The organism is Xanthomonas sp. NCPPB 1826 (assembly GCF_056725285.1).
Map to the genome: position 1 here is coordinate 4,565,011 of NZ_CM161521.1, position 21,343 is coordinate 4,586,353.

Consider the following 21,343-nt stretch of genomic DNA (forward strand, 5'->3'; position numbering starts at 1 on the left):
AGCAATACAGACGCTGTTTCCACGTCACTCCGTCGTACAGGCCGGGTCCGGTCGACCACCTATCGGCGACAGCAACACGCTAGCACCCCGCCCGTGCAGCAGCCAAAGGGCTTCGGTGAGGCCAGCCGCATTGCCGCAGCCAATGCAACGCCGACGCTGTGGCTCCCCACAGCGTCACCCATCACGCATCGGCCTGTGTCACGCGACGGCCTGCTCGATCCGCATGGCCGGCGCCACCGACAGCCCCGGTTGCAGCAATCCCCAGGCTTCCAGCTGCTCCACCGCGCGGCCGATTCCGTCTTCCTCGCGGATGCGCTGCCCCAGCGCGCGTGCCGCTGCGCGCATGCTCGGCGCGCTGGCCTGGCCGATGGCATCGGCCAGGGTCTCCGGCTGTAATCCGACCCGTGCGAGCGCCGGCGGGGCGACGCCGCGTTGGGCCAGGCAGTGCGCCCAGAACGGCTGGTCGTAGCCGAACGGCAGCACCACCGACGGAATCCCCGCAGCCAGCGCCGCACCGGTGGTGCCGGCACCGCCGTGATGCACCGCCACCGCCACCCGCGGAAACAGCCAATCGTGCGGTGCCTGTTCCAGCTGGAAGAAGCGCTCGGCATCGTCGGATGCGTCTTCCGCAGCCGCCAGCCCGCCCCAGCCGCTGGCCAGCAGCGCACGTTGACCGGTCAGACGCACCGCCGCCTTGACGATGGCGGTGAGCTGGGCCGCGTCGCTGCTGATCATGCTGCCGAAGCCGATATACAGCGGCGGCGGGCCGGCCTGCAGAAACGCCTGCAGCGCGGCCGGCGGCTGCCACTGCGGCTGCGGCAACTGCCAGAATCCGCTGACCTGGGCCCGGTCCGGCCAGTCCGGCGGACGTGGGCACAGATGCTCGCTGTAGCCATACACCACGCGCTGCGCGCTGCGATCGGGCCCGCTCCACGGATATGCCGGCAGCCCCAAGGCCGGGCGCACGATGCCGTTGAGCGCCGGACGCATCAGCTGCCAGCCGGCAAAGCGCACCGCGTGATGCAACGCCACACTCACCAGCCCGGGCAGGCGCACGGTGGGCATCACCATCAACGGCACATGCCGCGAGGCGGTCAGCGGCTGCAATTGCGTGAATACCACCGGCAGGCCATAGGCCTGGCCCAGGCTATGCGCCAGCAGGCTGGCGCTGCCGACGCCGAGAATCAGGCCGGCATCGGCACAGGCCGCGCGGCCCTGCTCGGCCCAGTCGCGTGCCCACTCCAGCAGCTGCGCACGCAAGGTGCCCCAGATGCCGCGCCAGCCACCGCGCATCTCGGCGACATCCGGATGGCCCTGCAGCAGTTTCTGGTGGTCGCCGCTGAGTGGGAAGAAGTCCAGCCCATTGGCGCGGATCAGCGCTTCGAAGTTGGCGCTGGTCAGCACCCGCACCGGGTAACCGCGCTCCTGCAAGCCACGGCCCAGCGCGATGATCGGGCGCACATCGCCATGCGTGCCCAGGGTGGCGATCAGCACCGGGCGCTGGCGTCCCACGTTGAAGGAAGACTCAGGCATATTCGGCCACCCCGTCGCTGGCGGTGGCGATGCTGCCATCGCGTTGTGCGGCTTTCGTGGTGGCCGCGTGCAGCAGTGCGCTGAGCGTGGCCGAATGCGTGGACGACAGCATCGAGTGGTGGTCGCTGTCAAGCACATGCAACTGCAGGTTGCGCACATACGGGCGCCAGGCCTGCGGCCGGTAATCCACCCACACCGTATCGTCGCCGCCGGAGGTCATGCGCACGCTCGCTTCGACGAACACCACATCCTGGTCCAGCGGCTTGGGACGGTGACGCCGCGCCAGATGCAGGTGGTGCTGGGTCATGCCACCCATGTCGTCCAGCAACGTGGGGCGTTGTTCGAGCAGCTGGCGCACTGCGGGCAGGTCGTTCAAGCCGTAGTGATCGCACAGCAGGCTGGCCAGTTCGGCCACCGTGGTCGGCATCGGCTGGCCGTGTGCCAGATGCAGGCCCAGCGCATGCACCGATGCACGCACGTTTTCCGATTCCGGCAGCGACGCGGCCTGCTCCAGGTGCGGGTAGCTGTCGAGCATCGCCAGCAATTCGACTTCTTCGCCCAGCGCATGCAGTTCGGCAGTGATGGCATGCGCGATCAAGCCGCCCAGCGACCAGCCGATCAATCGATACGGCCCCTGCGGCTGCACCGTGCGCAGCCGCGCCAGATAGTCACGCGCGATCGCTTCGATGCTTTCCGGGCGATGCTGCGGGTCGCTCAAGCCAGGCGACTGCAAGGCATACACCGGCCACTGCGGATCCAGCTGACCGAGCAAGGTGAGATACGACCAGCCCAGGCCGACCACCGGGTGGATGCAGAACAGCGGTGTCGTACCCGGGGTGCCCGCACGCAACGGCAACAGCACGCCGAGCGGATCGTTCGGAGTCTGCGCGTTGCGCTTGATCACCTCGGCCAAGCCGGCAATCGTCGGCGCATGGAACAGGGTGCCCAATGGCAGTTCGACACCAAACGCCTGCGGGAAGCGTGCAGCCATTTCCGCCGCGCGCAGCGAGTCGCCGCCGAGCTCGAAGAAGTTGTCTTCGACACCCACCACTTCGATGCCCAGCACGTCCTGCAGCATCGCGGCCAGTTGGTGTTCGAGCGCATCGCGCGGCGCCACATGCGCGCGCTGCGGCAGCGCACCCGGCGACGGCAAGGCGCGGCGATCCAGCTTGCCATTGGGTGTCAGCGGCAGTGCCTGCAACGGCACCCACAAGGCGGGAATCATCGACGCCGGCAGGCGCTGCTGCAGATGGGCGCGCAACAGCTCGGGTGATGGCGTCGCGCCATGCTTGCCCACCACATACGCCAGCAACTGCAGCGCGTCGTGGTCGCCATCGCGATGACCGACCACCACCGACTGCGCCACCTGCGAGTGCAGCAGCAAGGCGTTTTCGATTTCGGCCGGCTCCACGCGATGGCCGCGGATCTTCAGTTGCGCATCTGCGCGGCCGATGAATTCCAGCATGCCGTCGCGGCGCTGACGCACGCGGTCGCCGGTGCGGTACATGTTGCTGCCGTCGTCGGCGAACGGGTCGCGCACAAAGCGCTCGCTGGTCAGCTGGCGCTTGCCGCGATAGCCCTTGGCCACGCCCGCGCCACCGATGTACAACTCGCCGATCGCGCCGGTCGGCAGCGGTTGCCGCTGCGCATCGAGCACATAGACGCGGGTATTGAGCAGCGGCCTGCCGATCGGCGGGGCGGCAGCGTCGGTGAGCTGCAACGGCATGATGGTCGACCAGATCGTGGTTTCGGTCGGCCCATACAACTGGGTCAGGCGCCCGACCCGGCTCAGCAACTGGGTCGCCAGTTCCGGCACCAGGGCTTCGCCGCCGACCAGGGCGTGGATGCGGTCCAGCGCCAGATCCTGATTGGCCAGCAGGATGCGCCACAGCGACGGGGTCGCCTGCACCATGCTGATCTGCTCCTGCGCGATCAGCCGCGACAGGCTGCGTGGATCGTGGGTGATGCCGGCCGGTGCGATGACCACGCGCGCGCCCACCAACAATGGCAGGTACAGCTCCAGCCCGGCGATATCGAAGGTGATGGTGGTGACCGCCAGCACGCGGTCGCGCGGACGCAACGCAAGCTCATGCTCCATCGCATGCAGGAAATTGAACAGGTTGCGATGGCTGATTTCCACGCCCTTGGGCGCGCCGGTCGAGCCGGAGGTGTACAGCACATAGGCCGTACCGTCCGGCGTGGCCAGCGGCGCGATTGCCGCCGGCAACACCGCCGGGCGCGGATCCAGCCAGACCATGCCGCCGAGCAGATAGCGCTCGCACAATGCCGGTTCGCAGACCAGCGCAATGGCACCGGAATCGTTGAGCATTTGCCGGTTGCGTGCGGCCGGGCTTTCCGGGTCCAGCGGCAGGTACGCCGCCCCGCTCCACATCACCGCCAGCAAGGCCACCAGCAATTGTTCGCTGCGCGGCAACGCGATGGCGACCACGTCGCCGGGGCGGACACCATCGGCCACCCATTGCGCGGCGATGCGCGAGGCCAGTTCGCACAGCGTGGCGTAGTCCAGGGTGCGGTTGTCGTATTGCACCACCACTGCCGCCGGCATCAGCTCGGCACGCTGCAGCATGCCGTGCAGCAGCGTGGCCGGTTCCGGCAGCGCTGCGGCGGTGGCGTTCCAGGTCTGCAACAGGCGGCGGCGTTCCGCATCGCCCAGCACATCGATCTGGCCCAGCGCGCATTCCGGATCGGCCAGCACCGCATCGGCCAGATGGGTCAGGCGACGGCAGTGCTCGGCCAGCTCGTCGCTGTCGTACAGCGCCGGATTGGCATCCAGATCGAAGCGCAACGCGGCACCGTCGCCGCGCTCGTAGCAGAAGATGGTCAGATCGTCGGCCGGACCGTTGGAGAGGTTATGCGGCATCGCATAGGCCTGGCCAAAGCGCAGTGCGTAATCGAAGGCTTCGATGTTCACTGCCAGGCGTGCGAACTTCTGATCGATCCCGAACATGCCCAGATCGCGGCGCACATCCTCGAAGCGGTATTGCTGATGACGCAGCGCATGCCTGACCACCGAGGACACCTGCGCGAACAGCGCATGCACCGGCTGCTGCGGATCCATTTTCAGGCGCAGCGAAATCACATTGGCCACCAAGCCTGCGGTCTGCCGGTAGCGCGCATTGATGCGGCCGGTCACCGGCATGGCCAGCACCAGATCCTCGGCACCGGTGCAACGGTAGTAATACGCGGCGATCAGCGAAATCAGCATCTGCGGCAGGCTGGCGCCATAGTCCTTGCCAAGCGCGCGCAGCCGCACCACCTGCTGTGGCGAGAATTGTCCGGTGCCACGCAACAACCCGGTCGACAGGTGATTGCCCGGACGCGCCAGGGTCGCCGGCGGCGGCAGATCGGCCAGCTGCTGCATCCAGTAGCTGCGGTCGCGCTGAAAACGATCGGAGTCGCGATACTGCTGTTCCAGCTCGATCAGCGACAGCGCGCTACCGTACTGCGCAGGCTCCGGCTCGATGTTTTCTGCGTAGGCGTTATACAGCACCGCCATGCGCTGCATCATGATCGAGGCGCAATAGCCATCCATCACCAGATGGCTGACGCATTGCACCCACATATGGTGGTCTTCGCCAAGGCGGAACACCGCGCAATGCCATAACGGCCCGTTCTGCAGATCTTCCGGCTTGCGGATTTCTTCGTCGACCCAATGCTCGGCGGCGTTGCGCGGTGAAGGATCTTCGCTGACGTTGAAATACGGAATCGCGGCGGTGTATTCGGGCAGGACCACCTGATGCGGTACGCCGTCGTGCTCGGCGATGCATAGCCGCAGCGTGTCGAATTCGCGCGTCAGCTGCATGCTGGCGCGGATCAGCAGCTGCGGATCCAGCGGGCCGAACATTTCCAGGGCTTCGGACAACATCAAGGTGTTGTCGGTATGCAACTTGCTGGCGACCCACAGGCCGCGTTGCGCTTTGGTCAGGGGAAACACGGGAGAGGCGTCGGTGTGCATTGCGTGCATCCTTCTTGTGTGGCGCGCAGTCGCCCGGTGCGCCATGTCCGCAATGCGGTCAGTGGGACGCCGGATCAGCACCTGGCCTTGAAACGTGGGGTAAGAGACACCGACGACCGCCAGCGCATGCCGGCGATATACGATGGAAACGCACAATGGGAACGCATCACGAAGCGGCGTGCAGCGTCGATACAACGACGTGCACTGACTTTCCTAAAACACTTGTTTCCCGACAAGTTAAACAAACACTAACAATTAGCCGCCGCGATAAACCGTGCAAAAATCACGAAATCCGCGTCGCCCGCAAAAATTTTTTGCCGAAGTGTGATTTCAACTAGTGTTCTGGATGCATACGTCTACAGATCGCGTTTTTCGCGCGTTGCACGCTACGGAACAGACTGCCATGCATCGCGTAGCAATCCGGCGAAGGCGTTTTTGCCGGGAATTTTGCATGTTTCATGGCGTATCCGGGACCGCATGCACCAAGACCACTGCATGCAGCGGCATTGATTTTATTGCGTCGCAGGGACAACCATTCCGCAAGACACAGCGCTTTTTTTGAATGCCGTCTGCAACCGCATGGTCACACGACGGTTATTTGATTGTCATTGCCACGCCGCGGCGATCACGCATGCGTACTTGTTGTTGGTGATAGCCTGACGCTGACTTGAGCGGATAGTGTTGGTCGTCGCACGTCGTCGCCGGGGCAAGACGTTACCGGGCTCGGCCAGGGCGCGCAGAAGCCAGGGCGTCCGGTAATGGCACCGGATTCGGACCCTGAGCCACGCCGCACTACGGCCGCACAGCGGTGCTGCGGGCCGTCTCGTCAATGCATTACGCGCGGAGCTGAAACAGAATGGCGCGCCACGGCCTCGGCCGCAGCGCGCAGTGCCTTAGCCCAACGGTTCGTCGGACAGATAGGTGTAACCGGTCAACCCTGCTTCCAGCGCATCGCTCAGTTCCTGTGCGCGCTCGGGCGGTAGCTGCGCGGCGGCAATGCGCTCGGCATAGGTAGCACGCAGCGTGTCCAACTGATAGCCCACGTAGTCCAGCATCACATCGGTGGTATCGCCGCGGCGCTGCTGCGCGATGCGATAGCCATCGCCGTCCACGGCCACTTCCACCGCATCGGTATCGCCGAACAGGTTATGGATATCGCCCAGGATTTCCTGGTAGGCACCGACCAGGAAGAAGCCGATGCGATAGCTCTCGCCCGGATTCAACGTGTGCAGCGGCATCGAGCTGTCCAGGCTTTCGTTCTCAACGTAGGTCTTGACCATGCCGTCGGAGTCGCAGGTCATGTCGGCGATGATGCCGCGCCGCTGCGGCGCTTCGTTCAAGCGCTCGATCGGCACGATCGGGAACACCTGGTCGATCGCCCACACATCCGGAATCGACTCGAACACGCTGAAGTTGACGAAGTACTTGTCCACCAGCCGCTCGTTGAGCTCGTCCAGCACCGGGCGATGGCTCTTCTCGTCGAAGCTCAGACGTGCACGCACGCCGTGCGCGATCGCATAGAACAGGTCGTCGATACGCGCGCGGTGGGTCAGGTCGATCTGGCCCAGTGCGTACGCACTCAAGCCTTCGGCATGGAAGTGCTGCGCCTCCTGGAACAGTTCCACCGCCGGGCGCACGTCGAGCTCGTCATGGATCTCGCGCAGGTGGCGGATCGCTGCCGGCTCGTCGTCGTGCGCATCCGGCACGCGGCCTTCCGGCGCCTGCTCCACTTCGGACACGTTGGCGATCAGCACCGCATGGTGGGCGGTCATCGCGCGGCCGCATTCGGTGACGATGCGCGGCGGGGTCAGGCCGTGCTCTTCGCAGGCGCTGGCCAGCGGCTGCACGATGTTGCTGGCGTAGGAATGCAGGCCGTAATTGATCGAGCAATAGCTGCGCGAGCGCGTGCCTTCGTAATCGATGCCCAGGCCGCCGCCAACGTCCACATGGCTGATCCTGGCGCCCAGCCGCGACAGCTCCACGAAGTAGCGCGTGGCCTCGCGCATGCCGTTGGCGATGTCGCGCACGTTGGAGATCTGCGAGCCCATGTGGAAATGCAGCAGTTGCAGGCTGTCGGCGTACTCGGTGTCGCGCAGCGTCTTCCACAGGTCCAGCACCTGCCGTGGCGACAGCCCGAACTTGGCCTTGTCGCCACCGCTGTTCTGCCACTTGCCCGCGCCAAGCGAAGCCAGGCGCATGCGCACGCCCAGACCGGGCTTGACGTCCAGCGCGCGCGCTTCTTCCAGCACCAGCTTCAGCTCGGAGGGCTTTTCGATGACGATGAAGGTCTGCAGGCCGAGCTTGCGGCCGATCAGCGCCAGGCGGATGTATTCGCGGTCCTTGTAGCCGTTGCAGACGATCAGCCCGCCCGGGCGCGACAGCGCCAGCACCGCCATCAGCTCCGGCTTGCTGCCCGCTTCCAGGCCGAAGCCGTCGCCGTGGTGGCTGGCCAGCGTGCCGGCCACGCCGCGATGCTGGTTGACCTTGATCGGGTACACGGCCGTGTAGCCGCCTGCGTAATCCCATTCGGACTGCGCCTGCGCGAACGCCGCCTGCAGCTTGCCCAGGCGCTGGCCCAGGATGTCCGGGAAACGCACCAGCAGCGGCAGCTTGGCGCCGGCTGCGCGCGCGGCGTCCACCACCTCGGGCAACGACACCGACGGACCGTCGCTGGTCGGCGTGACCACCACATGTCCGGCGTCGTTCACATCGAAATACCCGTCGGCCCAATGCGGGATCGAATAGGTCTTGCGGGCTTGGTCGAGGGACCAATCGCTCATTTCGCTGACTCGGCTGGGGCAAAAAGGGCGTGAAGTGTAACGCCTGGCACGCGCAGGGTCCGTTACAATCCGCGCCGACTTCACGCCCTGCTCCTGATTGGAGCGGGGTTGGCGGGGGTTCGGGATGGCCGTCAGCAGCTTGCCTGTGCGCGGCTGCGCCCGACCCTCATCCGGCGCTTTGCGCCACCTTCTCCTAAGTGGGAGAAGGAACAGCCCCATCTTTCAGGACCTTGCATGAGCGCCAACGACAACTGGTACATCGAACACTTCCAGCCGACAGGCTCGGCGATCGGCTTCCGCATCAGCGGCAAGCTGGACGAGGTGCAGTCCCCGTTCCAGAAGATCGAGATCTACCAGACCACCGACTGGGGCAAGCTGATGCTGATCGACGGCGCGGTGATGCTGACCAGCCGCGACAATTTCTTCTATCACGAGATGATCAGCCACCCGGCGCTGTTCACCCACGCCGCGCCCAAGCGCGTGGTGATTATCGGCGGCGGCGACTGCGGCACCCTGCGCGAGGTGCTCAAGCACCCGGGCGTGGAAAGCGCCACCCAGTGCGACATCGACGAGCAGGTCACCCGCATGTCGGAGAAGTATTTCCCCGAGCTGTGCGATTCCAACCACGATGCGCGTGCCGAGCTGCTGTTCGACGACGGCGTGGCCTACATGGCCAACTGCCCAGCCGGCAGCGTGGACATCGTGATCGTCGATTCCACCGACCCGGTCGGCCCGGCCGAGGGCCTGTTCAACAAGGCCTTCTACGAGAGCTGCTTCAAGGCGCTGAAGGACGACGGCATCCTGGTGCAGCAGTCCGAATCGCCGCTGGCGCTGCTGGCGCTGATCAACGAAATGCGCACCGAAATGGGCAAGGCCGGATTCCAGTCGTTCAAGACCCTGCCCTTCCCGCAGCCGTGCTACCCCACCGGCTGGTGGAGCGTGACCATGGCCAGCAAGCAGGCCAACGCCGATTTCGCCTTCCGCCAGGACGCCGCGCAGGCCAAGGGCTTCGAGACGCTGTACTACACCGCGCACCTGCATACCGGCGTGCTGGTCGCACCGCCGTTCGTGGCCAAGGCGCTGGGCGAGTAAGCGCGGCTCACGCACCGTAGCGCGCCGCCAGCGGATGCGGGCGGCGCGCCAGTAATCACGGCCAGGCCGGGCCGTGACCAGGCAACCGTGCCGAGCGCCCTACAACCGCGCCAGCACCTCGGCCTTCTTGGCGTCGAACTCTTCCTGGGTCACCAGTCCCGCATCCAGCAGCTGTTTGAGCTTGCTCAGCACCTGGATCGGATCGTCCGCGGCCAGAGCCGTGCTCGGCGGTGACGAGGACGCGCTGCCCTGTGCGGTGGGTGCGTGCACCACCACGCCACCTGCCGATGCGCGCAACTTGTCGAACTCCAGCTGCTGGCGCTTTTCGTAGGCCGATTCCTCCACCTGCTGCGCATAGGCGTAGACCCGCCGCGCCTGCTTCTTGGGCAGGCTGTCGATGGACAGGTAACCGCCCTGCGTGGTGCGGCACATGATCGTCGCTCCCAGCATCTGCTCGCTCATATGCACGTCGAGCACCTCGCGCCAGGGGACATCGCGGAAGGTCATTCCGAACAGCGTGGGGTGCACCACGATGAATCTGCGAGTGGTCAGCACCACCGCGGCCGGCGACAGGTTCACCACCATTTTCTTCTGCACCGCGATGTACTCGACCTGCTCGTCCCGCGTCAGCAGCTCGTTCACCTTGGGCAGGATCTTGCCCACTGCCGTCGGGTCCTGCTCGTCCGTCAAAAACTGCGCCAATGCGTCCATCTGCCCTCGCCAACGGCTGAGTCAATGCGTTGACCGTGACACTACAACAACCCGCATGGATGCCCGTGCAACGCCAATGACCGTATGCGGCGCGGCTACAAGGTGCGGCCTCAAACAGAATTGCCGTCTGCCAAGTCGCTGTTGAACTACATCTGACGCAGAAGGGCGGACGCTGCCGCCCGCCGTTCCTGGATCGTTCGCTTACATTAGAAGCGGACTTCGAGTGCCGCGTTCAGTACTTCGGCACGATTGATGGTGGTGTCTTCGGCGTAGTCATAGTAATCGTTGGCGTAAATGTAGTTGGTGTACATCGCGCTCACACTCGCGTGCTTGCCGATATCGACGCCCAGGCCGAGGCTCGCGTAGCCACCGTAGATTTCATCACTCATTTCTGCGACCTCCGCATACCATGAGCCAATACGCACCACAGCAAACAGTGGAGTGTCACCAAAGTTGAAGCGGGCCGTACCGCCGATGCCGCCAAACTTCACTGCTGGAATAAAGACATCGTCGGTCGAGTCTCCGCGGTCCAGGCGCCCAACCGATCCCTCGAGCCCGATCAACGTCACCGAGCCGGCACGCCAGCGATAGCCGGCACTGAGGCCAAGCATGTCCTGCTTGTAGCCACTGAACACCTCGCCCCTACCACGCTGCACGCTGATAAACGCGCCGCTGTCGATACGCGATTGCTCGGTCCGCGTAGTGCCCGTTGCTGGTACTGGCGCTGCTGCGTACGCCGGCGCAGGCGGCGCATCTACTGCAGGCGTCTGCGCCGTGACGGTGGCAAATCCGCCGGTCTGGTCGACCACACCTGCACTTCCGCTTCCACCGACGGAGGTCGGCGCGCCGCCGCTGCCGGCTTGCGACGGACGCGACTGCGGCGCTGCCGGCGCAGGGGCCTCCTGCGTACCGGCCTGCGGCTGCTTTTGCTGCTGCCGGTAGCTGTCCCAGCCGCGCGACAGCGATTGCGCTGAAGCCTGTGCCATGACGCCAAGCGCCGTGCAGGCCAATAGCAGTGTTGCAGTCCTTTTCATCGTATTCCCCATGAGTGGTCCCCCATCATTCCCGCATCCGTGCGCGCGCGGGCGAACCCGACGGCGTCTGGAAGTGGCGCAGTTGCTGTCATCTCTCCGGGGGCGTCCCCGCATCACTGCAATGCCCAAGGCACCGGCCGTGGCACACCGGCGTGGATGTGCGCGACGCGCGCGTGATGCAGCCCCCTGACCGCAGCGCGCACAGTGTCTGGAGTCTCAATACCTGTCAAGAAGCGGCGAGACGCATATCCAACCGCACTCTGCCGGGGTGAGCTTCGACATGTTCCGCCACTACCGATCCGCCGCGAGCCGATCGCCAGCTCCCATTGCGATCGAGCGAGATCGCACCGCGGCCGTGGTGCCGCGTGTGGCCGCCCAGTGCATCGGCAGAGCGCTCCCGCGTGCCGTCCGATCCGGTGATTTTGCAAAACCCGAGTGCTTCAACCGCTTGAATAGCAAGGCTGTTCCATGTCCAGAACATTTCATTTGTTAAACAAATGTAATTTCAGTACTCGCAAGTTCTAAAATTCACCGGACCGATCCCTCGCGATCGTCGTGAACCTGCCAGACGCGTGATTCCTCCGCGCCGCCAAGGTCCGGAGACTTGCCATGCATTACCAGCCGCTGGACACCTCCAGCCTGCAAATCGTCACGCCCGTGCTGCTCAAGCAGGGCACCCGGCTGCTCGAGCCCAACGTCTATCGCACACATCTGGATGGGCAGCTGGCGGTGGTCAAGGACTACAGCCGCTACCGCCGTACGCTGCTGGCGCCGATCGCGCGGCTGATGGTGCGGCACGAGGCCAAGATGCTGGCCCGCCTGCACGGCTGGCGGCATGCGCCGGCCCTGCTCGGCACGCTGGGCGGGCTGGCGCTGGGCATGGAGTTCATTCCGGGCGACACCCTCAGCGCCAGCGCGGTGGTCGGCCAGGAGGTGTTCCAGCAGCTGCAGCAGGCGCTGCGCCGCCTGCACGCCGTCGGCATCACCCACAACGATCTGCACGGCACCAATGTGGTGATCAGTGCCGGCGTGCCGGTGCTGATCGATTTCACCTCGGCCTGGCGCTTCCCGCGCTGGTTGCGGCGCGGCACGCTGGCGCGGCAACTGCAGCGCAGCGACCTGGCCAATTTCCAGAAGATGCGCCAGCGCCTGGCCGGGATCGCGCCGACCGCCGACGAGGCCGCACGCAGCGCCGAGCCGCGCTGGGTACGCACCATCCGCGGCAGCTGGAAGCGGCTGTATCGGTACCTGAAGCGCGATGCGCAGCCAACCAGTGCCGACTGAAACCTGCTGACCGGCAGGCCGCAGACCCGCCGCCGAGGCAGCGCGCACGCGCCGTGATGCTTAGCCGATGACATGCAACCGCGCCCTGCATCCAGCATCGGCGCCAGCGCAACAACGCGCATCGATCTGCGTCCCGCATGCTGATCCGGTGACGCGGGCCACGCCCACCGGGCTGCAAGCCTGGCCATCCCGATGCCACGCCAACGGTGCGCCGATCTTCCTGGCGAGCAATCGCCAGGTGGTGCGCAACGGCGCGGGGGAACCACAGTGGACAGGGTTACGCGCCGATGCCGCGCACCGGCGGCGCTCGCGTGGTGGCTAGGCCGTGGTCCGGTCGCCGCCCCGGCTCCTCACTGCCCGCCGGCCGCTTCGTCTGCCGCCGGCGCGCGGTAGGCGATCAGTTGCGGTGCGTCGGCGACGAAGCGGTCCAGCACGCCATCGGCGATCTTGACCGGGCCACCGAAGCGCGTGGCGCCGGGGATCGAGAGGATCGCGGCGGCTTCGGCGGCGATCCGCTTGGCATCGGCAAACGCAACTGCTGCCTGCGCGTCACCGCGATTGGCGGCTTCCAGCCCGGCCGCGGTCTGCTGCAGCGCGCGGCCCCAGCCTTCCATCGCCTCCAGCCAGGGGCGCGATTGTTCCGCAAAGCCCTTGTCGGCCACGCCTGCACGAATGGTCTGCGGCGCGGCCGCGAACGCGTCGGCCGTACGCGCCAGCTCGGCGATGGCCTGGCTGCGCGCTGCCGCATCGCCGAGCGCAATCGCCTCGCGCACCTGGTCGAGCACCGCCTTCAGCCGCGGCGCCTGTTCCTGCCACGGCTGGCTGCCGAAGGTCGGCGCCAGATGCTGGGTATCGAAGAAGGTCAGCAGCGCGGCGGTCACCTGCGCGTCGCCACCGGCCAGGTCGCGTGCGGCCGCATGCCAGGTGCGCTGGGCGTCGTAGCCGGTGTCGTTCCAGGCGAAGGCGGTCAGCCCCATCACCGCGACCCGGCTGGGCACTTCCTGATTCATCGGGTTGGAGACGATGCCGGACAACTCCGCCGACAGGCCGGCCTCGCGCCGCGCATAAGGCGCCATCAGCAGGCGCCCGGCCGAGGTTTCGAAATCGTTGACCGGGTAGTTGTCCCACAGCAGCGTCTTGCGGCCGAACGCCTTGGTCGCCGCGCGTGCATCGGGAATGGAAATGGCTGGCGGCACCACGTCGGTGCCGGTCCACTGCACCACGATCTTCGGGTCCAGATGTTTGCGCAGCGCTTCCTTGTACGGGCTTTCCTTGGCGTCGTAATACTCGGTCGGCACCATGATCAATTCCGACGCTGCATCGTGGCGGGCGACCAGATCGGCCTGCACCAGGTTGAGCAGATGCGACTGCGCGATACCGGCCGCCTGCGCGCCGGACGCGCCGAACGTGGTCTTGTCGCGCTCGCAGTTCCACTTGGTGTATTCGATATCGTCCAGCGCCACGTAGAAGCTGCGGACGCCCAGCGCACGGAAGGCATCGAACTTGCGCAGCAGCGCCTTGGCATCGGCCGGATCGGAGAAGCACACCGTCGGCCCTGGCGAGATCGCATAGACGAAGTCGACATGGTTGCGCTTGGCGGTGGCCGCCAGCTTGCCCAGCGCCTTCAGGGTGGCGGCCGGATATGCCTCGCGCCAGCGGTCGCGCGCGTACGGGTCGTCCTTGGGGCTGTAGATGAAGGTATTGGCCTTGCTGCGGGCGAGGAACTCGATGTGCTTGCTGCGGTCGGCCATCGACCATGGCGCGCCGTAGAAACCTTCGATGGTGCCGCGGATCGGCATCGCCGGATGATCCTGGATCGCCAGGGTCGGAATGGCCGGGCGCTCGACCAGCTGGCGCAGCGTCTGCGCCGCATGGAACAGCCCATCGTTGTCATGACCGGCCAGCGTGATCAGGCTGCCGGTGCCGAGCGCCACGCTGGCAAGCGTATAGCCCTCCTTGTGGGTGTCCTGCACCGCCTTGCTGCGGGTCAGCGCATCGCGCACCACTGCCGCCTCGCCGGTGCCGAGCACGATGTGCGGGCGGTCGAGCGTGGCCGGCAGACGCGCCGCGGTGGCGATCTTGGTGACGCCGGCCGTACCGAGGATGCGGCGTACCAGCGCGACCGACTCCGGATCTGCGCCCGGCGCCACCACCAGCACCACTGACTGCCCCAGCGCGACGGTGCCACCCTCGAGCGTGATCGAAACCGGGGCGGGGAAGATCGCCGGCTGGGTAACCGGCTCTGCCAAGGCGGGGACTGTTGCCGCTACCAGGCCTGCTGCCAGCCAGAGCGAGAGCGGGCGCAAGCCCGACTTCCTATCGCGTCGCTTCATCCCCGAACTCCGGTATTGAAATGGTATTAGGCCCTAGAGTAGGCAAGTCGTCGCGTGGCGACAAGCGGGCCGGTTTTGGGACACTCAAATCAGGCCGGAAGCCAAAAGCTTGTTCGCGGGCATGACGCCTGTGCCGCTGCGGGCCCAGGTGCTGGATCCAATCTTCGGTATTGAAATGGTATGAGCAGGCTGCGTGGCATGGCACCGCTCGGGTTGTGTAGCAGGCCAGCTGCTCGGGTGAAATCGAGCCGGCTCAACGTTTCTCAGCTGCGTCGGCCGTCGATGCCAAATGCCGCCTACCCAAGGCGAACGGTGACCCACGACGCAGTGGTGGACGCCGTGGCGCTGTGTCGCGGCAATCGGGCGATGACGGGTGCGGTATCTCAGCAATCGGCCAATCGCCTGAGTACCAACGGCGCAGCAGCGGCCAAAGGCGCTGCCCGCTGACGCCTTACAGCGCGTCGCTGTCCAGCTCGCCGGTGCGGATGCGCACCACGCTGCCCAGGTCGTAGACGAACACCTTGCCGTCGCCGATCTTGCCGGTCCCGGCCGCGGTCACGATGGCTTCGACCACGCGCTCGGCCTGGTCGTCGGTCACCGCCACTTCGATCTTCACCTTGGGCAGGAAATCGACCACGTATTCGGCGCCGCGATACAGCTCGGTGTGCCCCTTCTGGCGCCCGAAGCCCTTGACCTCGGTGACCGTGATGCCTGCCACCCCGCAGCCGGCGAGCGCTTCGCGCACATCGTCGAGCTTGAACGGTTTGACGATGGCCATGATCATTTTCATCGGTGCAGATCCAGCGGCATGACAGGGCGCGCAGCATACCGTGGACGGCCGTAACACTCACCCAGCGGCGCGCGCCCGTCACCGCGGCCGACAGTCGAATGGGACTATCCTTACCGCCTGCCGACTGCCTTGCCGATGTCCCGCGTGTCCGGCCTGCACTAGGCTTCCTACGGACCTGCGGAGAACACCCATGATCGATTTCAACCAGCTCGACGACCTCGCCCGCCGCCTCAGCGACCTGGTGCCGCCGGGCCTGCGCCAATCGCGCGAAGAACTGCAGAGCACCTTCAAGGGCGCGCTGCAGGCCGGCCTGGGCAAGCTGGACCTGGTCACCCGCGAAGAGTTCGACGTGCAGCGCGCGGTGCTGCTGCGCACGCGCGAGAAACTCGACGCGCTGGAACAGGCCGTGGCCGCGCTGGAAGCCCGCGCGCCTGCGACGACGCCCGCAGCGCCACCTGCCACTCCCTGATCAGGGCCTTCCACCATGAGTCTGGCGCTGGTGCACAGCCGTGCCCGCGTGGGGGTGCATGCGCCTGAGGTTCGGGTGGAGGTGCATCTCTCCGGCGGGCTTCCCTCCACCCAGATCGTGGGCCTGCCCGAGGCCGCGGTGCGCGAATCGCGCGAACGCGTGCGTGCGGCGCTGCTGTGCGCACAATTCGAATTTCCCGCCCGGCGCATCACCATCAACCTGGCCCCGGCCGACTTGCCGAAGGACGGCGGCCGCTTCGACCTGCCGATCGCCCTCGGCATCCTGGCCGCCAGCGGGCAGATCGATCGTCAAACCCTTGCCGACTACGAGTTTCTTGGCGAGCTGGCGTTGACCGGCGAGTTGCGTGGCGTCGACGGCGTGCTGCCGGCCGCGCTGGCTGCCGCGCAGGCCGGGCGACGGTTGATCGTGCCGCTGGTCAATGGTGCCGAGGCTGCCATCGCCGGGCATGTCGAAGCCTTCACCGCGCGCACGCTGCTGGAAGTCTGCGCCGCGCTCAACGGCAGCCAACGGGCGCCCGCTGCCGAGGTGGCGATCCCGGCGCTCGGCGCGCGTGCCCTGCCCGACATGGCCGATGTGCGCGGCCAGCCGCACGCGCGTCGCGCGCTGGAGATCGCCGCCGCCGGCGGTCACCATTTATTGCTGGTCGGCAGCCCGGGCTGCGGCAAGACCCTGCTCGCCTCGCGCCTGCCCGGCCTGTTGCCGGAATCCAGCGAGGCCGAGGCACTGGAAACCGCTGCCATCACCTCGGTCAGCGGCCGCGGGCTGGATCTTGCGCGCTGGCGGCAGCGGCCCTATCGGGCCCCGCATCACACTGCCAGCGCGGTTGCGTTGGTCGGTGGCGGCACGCATCCGCGCCCCGGCGAGATCTCGCTGGCCCACAACGGCGTGCTGTTCCTGGACGAACTGCCCGAGTGGCAGCGGCAGACGCTGGAAGTGTTGCGCGAGCCCCTGGAATCGGGCCTGGTGACGATCTCGCGCGCCGCGCGCAGCGTGGATTTCCCCGCACGCTTCCAGCTGGTTGCTGCCATGAACCCATGCCCGTGCGGATGGGCCGGCGATGGCAGCGGGCGTTGCCGCTGCAGCAGCGACAGCATCCGCCGCTACCGCAGCCGCATTTCCGGCCCGTTGCTGGACCGGATCGACCTGCATGTCGAAGTGCCGCGACTGCCCCCGCAAGCCTTGCGCAGCGGCAATCTCGGCGAAGACAGCGCCAGCATGCGTACCCGCGTGGTTGCCGCACGCGAGCGGCAACTTGCGCGTGCCGGCGCACCCAATGCGCAGCTGGATCAGGCACAGACCGATCATCATTGCCGCCTGGAAGGCGACGATCAGGTGCTGCTGGAACGCGCCATCGAACACCTGCAGCTCTCCGCACGCTCGATGCATCGCATCCTGCGCGTGGCCCGCACCATTGCCGATCTCGACGACAGTGCGGCCATTGCCACCCGGCATCTGACCGAGGCCATCGGCTATCGCAAACTGGATCGCGCCATCGGCACGGCGAGCGCGGCGTAGCAGCACCGGTCCAAACACGCCAATGCGGCTGCATGCGTCCACCACACAACGATGCCGCGCTGTTTCGTTGGGACGCTAAGGAGTTCGAAACGGTAATGCGATCGATCGCTGCATCCATCGCAGAGCTATCTGCTGCCGGTTCGGCGACAAGGTGCGTACACGTGCTTGCATCGGGCAGCACAGCATTCGCCGGTACGTCCACACGTTCTCTCCAGCGTCGCAACATCCATTTCATGGCAATGCACGTACAACGTCCGCCACACCACTGCGCAGAGGCCGCCATGAGCCGACTTCCCGACCTAGTCACCGTCCCGTCCCTGGATCTGAATCGCTATCTGGGCACCTGGTACGAAATCGCACGGCTGCCGATTCGCTTCGAGGATGCCGATTGCACCGACGTGTCGGCGCATTATTCGCTGCAGGACGATGGCACGGTGCGGGTGCAGAACCGCTGCCTGACCGCCGAGGGCGAGCTAGAAGAAGCAATCGGGCAGGCGCGCGCCATCGACGACAGCAACGCGCGGCTGGAAGTCACCTTCCTGCCCCAAGGCCTGCGCTGGATTCCTTTCACCAAAGGCGATTACTGGGTGATGCGCATCGATGCGGACTACACCGCCGCGCTGGTCGGTGGCCCCGACCGCAAGTATCTGTGGCTGCTGGCCAGGCTGCCGCAGCTGGACGAAAACATTACCCAGGCTTATCTGGCGCATGCACGCGAGCAGGGCTTCGATCTGGCCCCGCTGATCCACACCCCGCACACCGGGCGGCTGACGGAGCAGCCACTTCCCTGACAGCTACGCCAAGCTGACAAAGCAGCCTTCAACGTCCTCGCTTGGGCACGTTCCCTCGACCAGCGAATGTTTTATGTCTTTGGGGGGTCGGGTTGCGGGTAGCTGCACTGTAGAGCCAGACCAACTCTAGAGCGGCTGATCTGCGGCCTGGCTGCAGGGCCCTTGCCCGCCCACCATCGCGGGACACGCCGCAAGTACGTCCTTGTAGGCTCTTACGCGGCATCCATGCCGCGTAAGGTCCCGCGACGGTGGGCAGGCAAGGACCAGTGGAGATGGTCGGTGCGCGCAGGCAGGCAGGCAGGCAAGGCAAGGCAAGGCAAGACATAGGGTGTTCGGATCACGGTGCATGCTACCGGCCTCCCATCCCAAGCCGCGCAGTAGAGAGGCTTTCAACGCGCAACCGACAAACGTCTCCTCTGCCCGCCACAAGCTCAGGAACACGCTTTCGAGAAAGCAGCCGACCAGCTCGCTAGTGCGAGACCCCTGCCGGTTGCGGGACCCTTGGCGGCATCAATGCCGCCAAGGAGCCTGCACGGACGGATGCACGGCGTGTCCCGCAAGCGGTGAGGGCGCCGCACCCTCGACCTGCCACCCCTCGCCTATTTGGTAGTGGACGACTGGCGACCGGACTGCAGCCCGGCTCAACCGTTGAGCGTGCCCAGATCCTTGGCCGCAGCCTGCGCGCCTTCCAGGCTGTCGAAGGCGACGCCGGTGTCGCCGACCACGTACTTGGTTAGCTCGCCATCGCGGGTGGTTTCCTGCATCTTGAAGATCGGCACTGCATCGGTGCCGCCGACGCGTTCTTTCTGCGTTGTCATGGTGATTCCTCCAGGAAAGTGCCTTGCACGGGGCCGGATGGCGCCGCGGCTCCCGCTTGGGAGCACAGACCACCCGACCCTAGCGCGCCGCCTGGTGCAGGCGCGTGAATCCATTGACGAGGCCGATTACCACACCTGCCGGCACCGTCATTTGCAGAAAATCACATCTGCTTCGCCCCGCGGACGCGCGCAACCCGCGCGTCTGTCGTACATTCGCGACGTGCAGCATCATCAGTCCACCGTCACTGTCTCCAGCGTCCTCGCGCGGCACCTCCGTGCGCGGCGCAAATACGCCACGCCATTCGTGGGGCGATGCATGTCAGCGCCGCTCTGCACGGGCTGTTGTGCGTGAGCACGCCTCCACGCAGATGTGGGTGGTGAGGTGAAGCGTCAACGCATCATCAGTCTGACCGTGTTGCTGGTAGTGCTGTGCGCAACGCTTCCGGTCAGCCTGTCCTACTACCTGGCATGGCGGCTGGCGCTGGACCGCGAGGAAAGCAAGCTCGCGCAGCTCGCGGCACTGTCGATCCGGCGCACCGACACCGCCTTCGACGAGGCGCATGGTGCGCTCCTGAGCATGGCCGCATCGCAGCTGCAGCCCTGCTCCCAATCGCATCTGGGGCAGATGCGCGCGCTGGTGCTGGCCAGTCACTACATCGTCGAACTGGGATACATGCAGCAGGGCCGGTTGCGCTGCACCTCGTGGGGACCATCGCCAGCGACCGTTGCCCACAGCACGGCCGACTTCGTGGTCAAGCGCGGCATCGCGGTCACCACGCGGCTGCGTCCGCTGGCCAATCCGCAACACCCGCTGATGGCCTTGCAGCTGCGCGACTACAACGTCCTGATCAATCCGACCACGCTGACCGACATCAATCTGCCGCCCGGCCTGCAGTTGGCGATCGGCACGCCAGACGGGCAGATCCTGAGCAGCACCGGCACTGCCGCCGAGCGGCTACTGATCGCACCGCCGACCGATGCATCCGGCACCGACGCAGATGGCCAGGTGTTGTCCGGCCGCGACCGCCGCGGCGACTGGGCCGCGGTCGTCACCGAGCCGGCGGCCTATCTGCGCGGGCCGCTGGCGGCCGCGCGGCTGCAGGTGGTGCCGGTCGGCATTGCGCTGGCGCTGCTGTTGGTCAGCCTGGTGATCTGGGTGTCGCGGCGGCGGTTGTCGCCGCTGGCACGGCTGGAGATCGCCGTCCAGCGCAACGAGTTCGTCGTGCATTACCAGCCGATCATCGCGCTGGACACCGGCGCCTGCGTCGGTGCCGAGGCGCTGGTACGCTGGCAGCAACCCGATGGCGTGCTGATCCCGCCCGATGCCTTCATCCCGCTGGCCGAAGAAAGCGGCTTGATCCTGCCGATCACCGATCTGGTGGTGGCCGAAGTCATCCGCGACCTCGGCCCCACCCTGGCGACCGACCCCTCCCTGCACGTGGCCATCAATGTCTCCGCTGAAGACATCAAGAGCGGCCGTGTGCAGACCGTGCTTGCGCAGGCGCTGCATGGCACCAGCGTGGACAGCGGGCAGTTGTGGGTGGAGGCGACCGAACGCAGCCTGATGGACATCGAAGCGGCCCGCACCACCATCACCCACCTGCGCGGTGCCGGCCACACGGTGTCGATCGACGACTTCGGCACCGGGTACTCGAGCCTGCAGTACCTGCAAGGCTTGCCGCTGGACGCGCTGAAGATCGACAAGTCCTTCGTGGATACCATCGGCACCCACTCGGCCACCAGCGCGGTTACCTCGCACATCATCGACATGGCCAAGACGCTGCAGTTGCGCACCATTGCCGAAGGCGTGGAACGGCAGGAGCAACTGGACTATCTGCGCGCGCACGGCGTGGATCTGGCGCAGGGCTGGCTGTTCTCGCGCGCGCTGCCAGCCACCGGCTTCATCGCCTACCACGCACTGATGCGTGGCGTCGCGCACTGATCATCGCCAGTACGGCGCCCTGCACTGACCTGGACCGTCAGGACGCGCAGTCGACCAACAGCCACGGCGATCCGGGCACCGCAATAAACGGTATGCGCGCACGGCATGCTCGAATCGCAGCGCAGGTGCTGATCTCACCCGCACTCAAGCTCAAATTGCCCGAACGCGTGTTGCCCGAGCTGGCGCTACCGCTTTGCGTTCACCCACTGCCACAAGTACCGATGCTGGGCACCCGACAAGGCGCAATCTCGTGT

General features: G+C 66.2%; 14 protein-coding genes. 6 read left to right on the top strand and 8 right to left on the bottom strand.

The features are described 5' to 3' along the window. Window positions 1–198: 198 nt before the first annotated feature. The 3 genes from AC1PLA_RS19190 to speA form a co-directional block, all read right to left on the bottom strand. Window positions 199–1,533 (bottom strand): glycosyltransferase, encoded by a 1,335-nt coding sequence (locus tag AC1PLA_RS19190; RefSeq protein ID WP_481105155.1) that lies wholly within the window; start codon window positions 1,531–1,533, stop codon window positions 199–201. Further along, window positions 1,526–5,509 carry an amino acid adenylation domain-containing protein gene (locus AC1PLA_RS19195; protein ID WP_481105156.1) on the bottom strand — a complete coding sequence of 1,328 codons (3,984 nt, stop codon included), beginning with the start codon at window positions 5,507–5,509 and terminating at the stop codon, window positions 1,526–1,528. The genes AC1PLA_RS19190 and AC1PLA_RS19195 overlap by 8 nt, the downstream gene beginning before the upstream one ends. Before the next feature lie 893 nt (window positions 5,510–6,402). Beyond that, window positions 6,403–8,289, bottom strand: coding sequence for an arginine decarboxylase (speA, locus tag AC1PLA_RS19200; RefSeq protein ID WP_039524835.1), 1,887 nt, complete (start codon window positions 8,287–8,289; stop codon window positions 6,403–6,405). A 234-nt stretch (window positions 8,290–8,523) separates the two neighbouring features. Between speA and speE the strand changes: the two genes are divergently transcribed. Continuing rightward, on the top strand, window positions 8,524–9,381 hold the full coding sequence (speE, locus tag AC1PLA_RS19205; RefSeq protein WP_016901978.1) for a polyamine aminopropyltransferase: 858 nt from the start codon (window positions 8,524–8,526) through the stop codon (window positions 9,379–9,381). Between the two features lie 99 nt (window positions 9,382–9,480). Here the strand turns inward: speE and AC1PLA_RS19210 are convergent, their stop codons facing one another. Both AC1PLA_RS19210 and AC1PLA_RS19215 read right to left on the bottom strand, forming a co-directional pair. Next, window positions 9,481–10,092, bottom strand: a complete 612-nt coding sequence (locus AC1PLA_RS19210; RefSeq protein WP_053046220.1) for a PH domain-containing protein — start codon at window positions 10,090–10,092, stop codon at window positions 9,481–9,483. 206 nt (window positions 10,093–10,298) lie between these two features. Beyond that, window positions 10,299–11,126 carry a hypothetical protein gene (locus AC1PLA_RS19215; protein ID WP_481105157.1) on the bottom strand — a complete coding sequence of 276 codons (828 nt, stop codon included), beginning with the start codon at window positions 11,124–11,126 and terminating at the stop codon, window positions 10,299–10,301. Window positions 11,127–11,735: 609 nt separating this feature from the next. Between AC1PLA_RS19215 and AC1PLA_RS19220 the strand changes: the two genes are divergently transcribed. Next, a complete protein-coding gene (locus AC1PLA_RS19220) occupies window positions 11,736–12,410 on the top strand; it encodes an RIO1 family regulatory kinase/ATPase domain-containing protein (protein ID WP_481105158.1) in 675 nt (224 codons plus the stop codon). Window positions 12,411–12,760: 350 nt separating this feature from the next. Here AC1PLA_RS19220 and AC1PLA_RS19225 read toward each other — a convergent pair whose 3' ends face one another. Together AC1PLA_RS19225 and AC1PLA_RS19230 are read right to left on the bottom strand one after the other, a co-directional pair. After that, on the bottom strand, window positions 12,761–14,743 hold the full coding sequence (locus AC1PLA_RS19225; RefSeq protein WP_104595446.1) for a glycoside hydrolase family 84 protein: 1,983 nt from the start codon (window positions 14,741–14,743) through the stop codon (window positions 12,761–12,763). Between the two features lie 451 nt (window positions 14,744–15,194). Continuing rightward, the gene (locus AC1PLA_RS19230; RefSeq protein WP_016904463.1) at window positions 15,195–15,533 is read right to left on the bottom strand and encodes a P-II family nitrogen regulator; all 339 of its coding nucleotides are present in this window, start codon (window positions 15,531–15,533) and stop codon (window positions 15,195–15,197) included. A gap of 190 nt (window positions 15,534–15,723) precedes the next feature. On the opposite strand from AC1PLA_RS19230, the gene ubiK reads away from it, so the two are divergent. From ubiK to AC1PLA_RS19245, 3 genes are all read left to right on the top strand, one after another. Continuing rightward, window positions 15,724–16,002, top strand: a complete 279-nt coding sequence (gene ubiK / locus AC1PLA_RS19235) for a ubiquinone biosynthesis accessory factor UbiK (protein WP_039520992.1) — start codon at window positions 15,724–15,726, stop codon at window positions 16,000–16,002. Between the two features lie 15 nt (window positions 16,003–16,017). Beyond that, on the top strand, window positions 16,018–17,538 hold the full coding sequence (locus AC1PLA_RS19240; protein WP_481105159.1) for a YifB family Mg chelatase-like AAA ATPase: 1,521 nt from the start codon (window positions 16,018–16,020) through the stop codon (window positions 17,536–17,538). A 281-nt stretch (window positions 17,539–17,819) separates the two neighbouring features. Beyond that, on the top strand, window positions 17,820–18,329 hold the full coding sequence (locus tag AC1PLA_RS19245; RefSeq protein WP_181141908.1) for a lipocalin family protein: 510 nt from the start codon (window positions 17,820–17,822) through the stop codon (window positions 18,327–18,329). Window positions 18,330–18,970: 641 nt separating this feature from the next. On the opposite strand, the gene AC1PLA_RS19250 is transcribed toward AC1PLA_RS19245, so the two are convergent. Beyond that, a complete protein-coding gene (locus tag AC1PLA_RS19250; protein WP_010374782.1) occupies window positions 18,971–19,147 on the bottom strand; it encodes a hypothetical protein in 177 nt (58 codons plus the stop codon). Window positions 19,148–19,529: 382 nt separating this feature from the next. Between AC1PLA_RS19250 and AC1PLA_RS19255 the strand changes: the two genes are divergently transcribed. Then, window positions 19,530–21,089 carry an EAL domain-containing protein gene (locus AC1PLA_RS19255; RefSeq protein ID WP_104571139.1) on the top strand — a complete coding sequence of 520 codons (1,560 nt, stop codon included), beginning with the start codon at window positions 19,530–19,532 and terminating at the stop codon, window positions 21,087–21,089. The last annotated feature ends 254 nt before the right edge of the window (window positions 21,090–21,343 follow it).

Excerpts from the sequence above, each read along its gene's own strand:
- AC1PLA_RS19190 (WP_481105155.1), bottom strand. The coding sequence starts at position 1,533 with ATGCCTGAGTCTTCCTTCAACGTGGGACGCCAGCGCCCGGTGCTGATC.
- AC1PLA_RS19195 (WP_481105156.1), bottom strand. The coding sequence starts at position 5,509 with ATGCACACCGACGCCTCTCCCGTGTTTCCCCTGACCAAAGCGCAACGC.
- speA (WP_039524835.1), bottom strand. The coding sequence starts at position 8,289 with ATGAGCGATTGGTCCCTCGACCAAGCCCGCAAGACCTATTCGATCCCG.
- speE (WP_016901978.1), top strand. The coding sequence starts at position 8,524 with ATGAGCGCCAACGACAACTGGTACATCGAACACTTCCAGCCGACAGGC.
- AC1PLA_RS19210 (WP_053046220.1), bottom strand. The coding sequence starts at position 10,092 with ATGGACGCATTGGCGCAGTTTTTGACGGACGAGCAGGACCCGACGGCA.
- AC1PLA_RS19215 (WP_481105157.1), bottom strand. The coding sequence starts at position 11,126 with ATGAAAAGGACTGCAACACTGCTATTGGCCTGCACGGCGCTTGGCGTC.
- AC1PLA_RS19220 (WP_481105158.1), top strand. The coding sequence starts at position 11,736 with ATGCATTACCAGCCGCTGGACACCTCCAGCCTGCAAATCGTCACGCCC.
- AC1PLA_RS19225 (WP_104595446.1), bottom strand. The coding sequence starts at position 14,743 with ATGAAGCGACGCGATAGGAAGTCGGGCTTGCGCCCGCTCTCGCTCTGG.
- AC1PLA_RS19230 (WP_016904463.1), bottom strand. The coding sequence starts at position 15,533 with ATGAAAATGATCATGGCCATCGTCAAACCGTTCAAGCTCGACGATGTG.
- ubiK (WP_039520992.1), top strand. The coding sequence starts at position 15,724 with ATGATCGATTTCAACCAGCTCGACGACCTCGCCCGCCGCCTCAGCGAC.
- AC1PLA_RS19240 (WP_481105159.1), top strand. The coding sequence starts at position 16,018 with ATGAGTCTGGCGCTGGTGCACAGCCGTGCCCGCGTGGGGGTGCATGCG.
- AC1PLA_RS19245 (WP_181141908.1), top strand. The coding sequence starts at position 17,820 with ATGAGCCGACTTCCCGACCTAGTCACCGTCCCGTCCCTGGATCTGAAT.
- AC1PLA_RS19250 (WP_010374782.1), bottom strand. The coding sequence starts at position 19,147 with ATGACAACGCAGAAAGAACGCGTCGGCGGCACCGATGCAGTGCCGATC.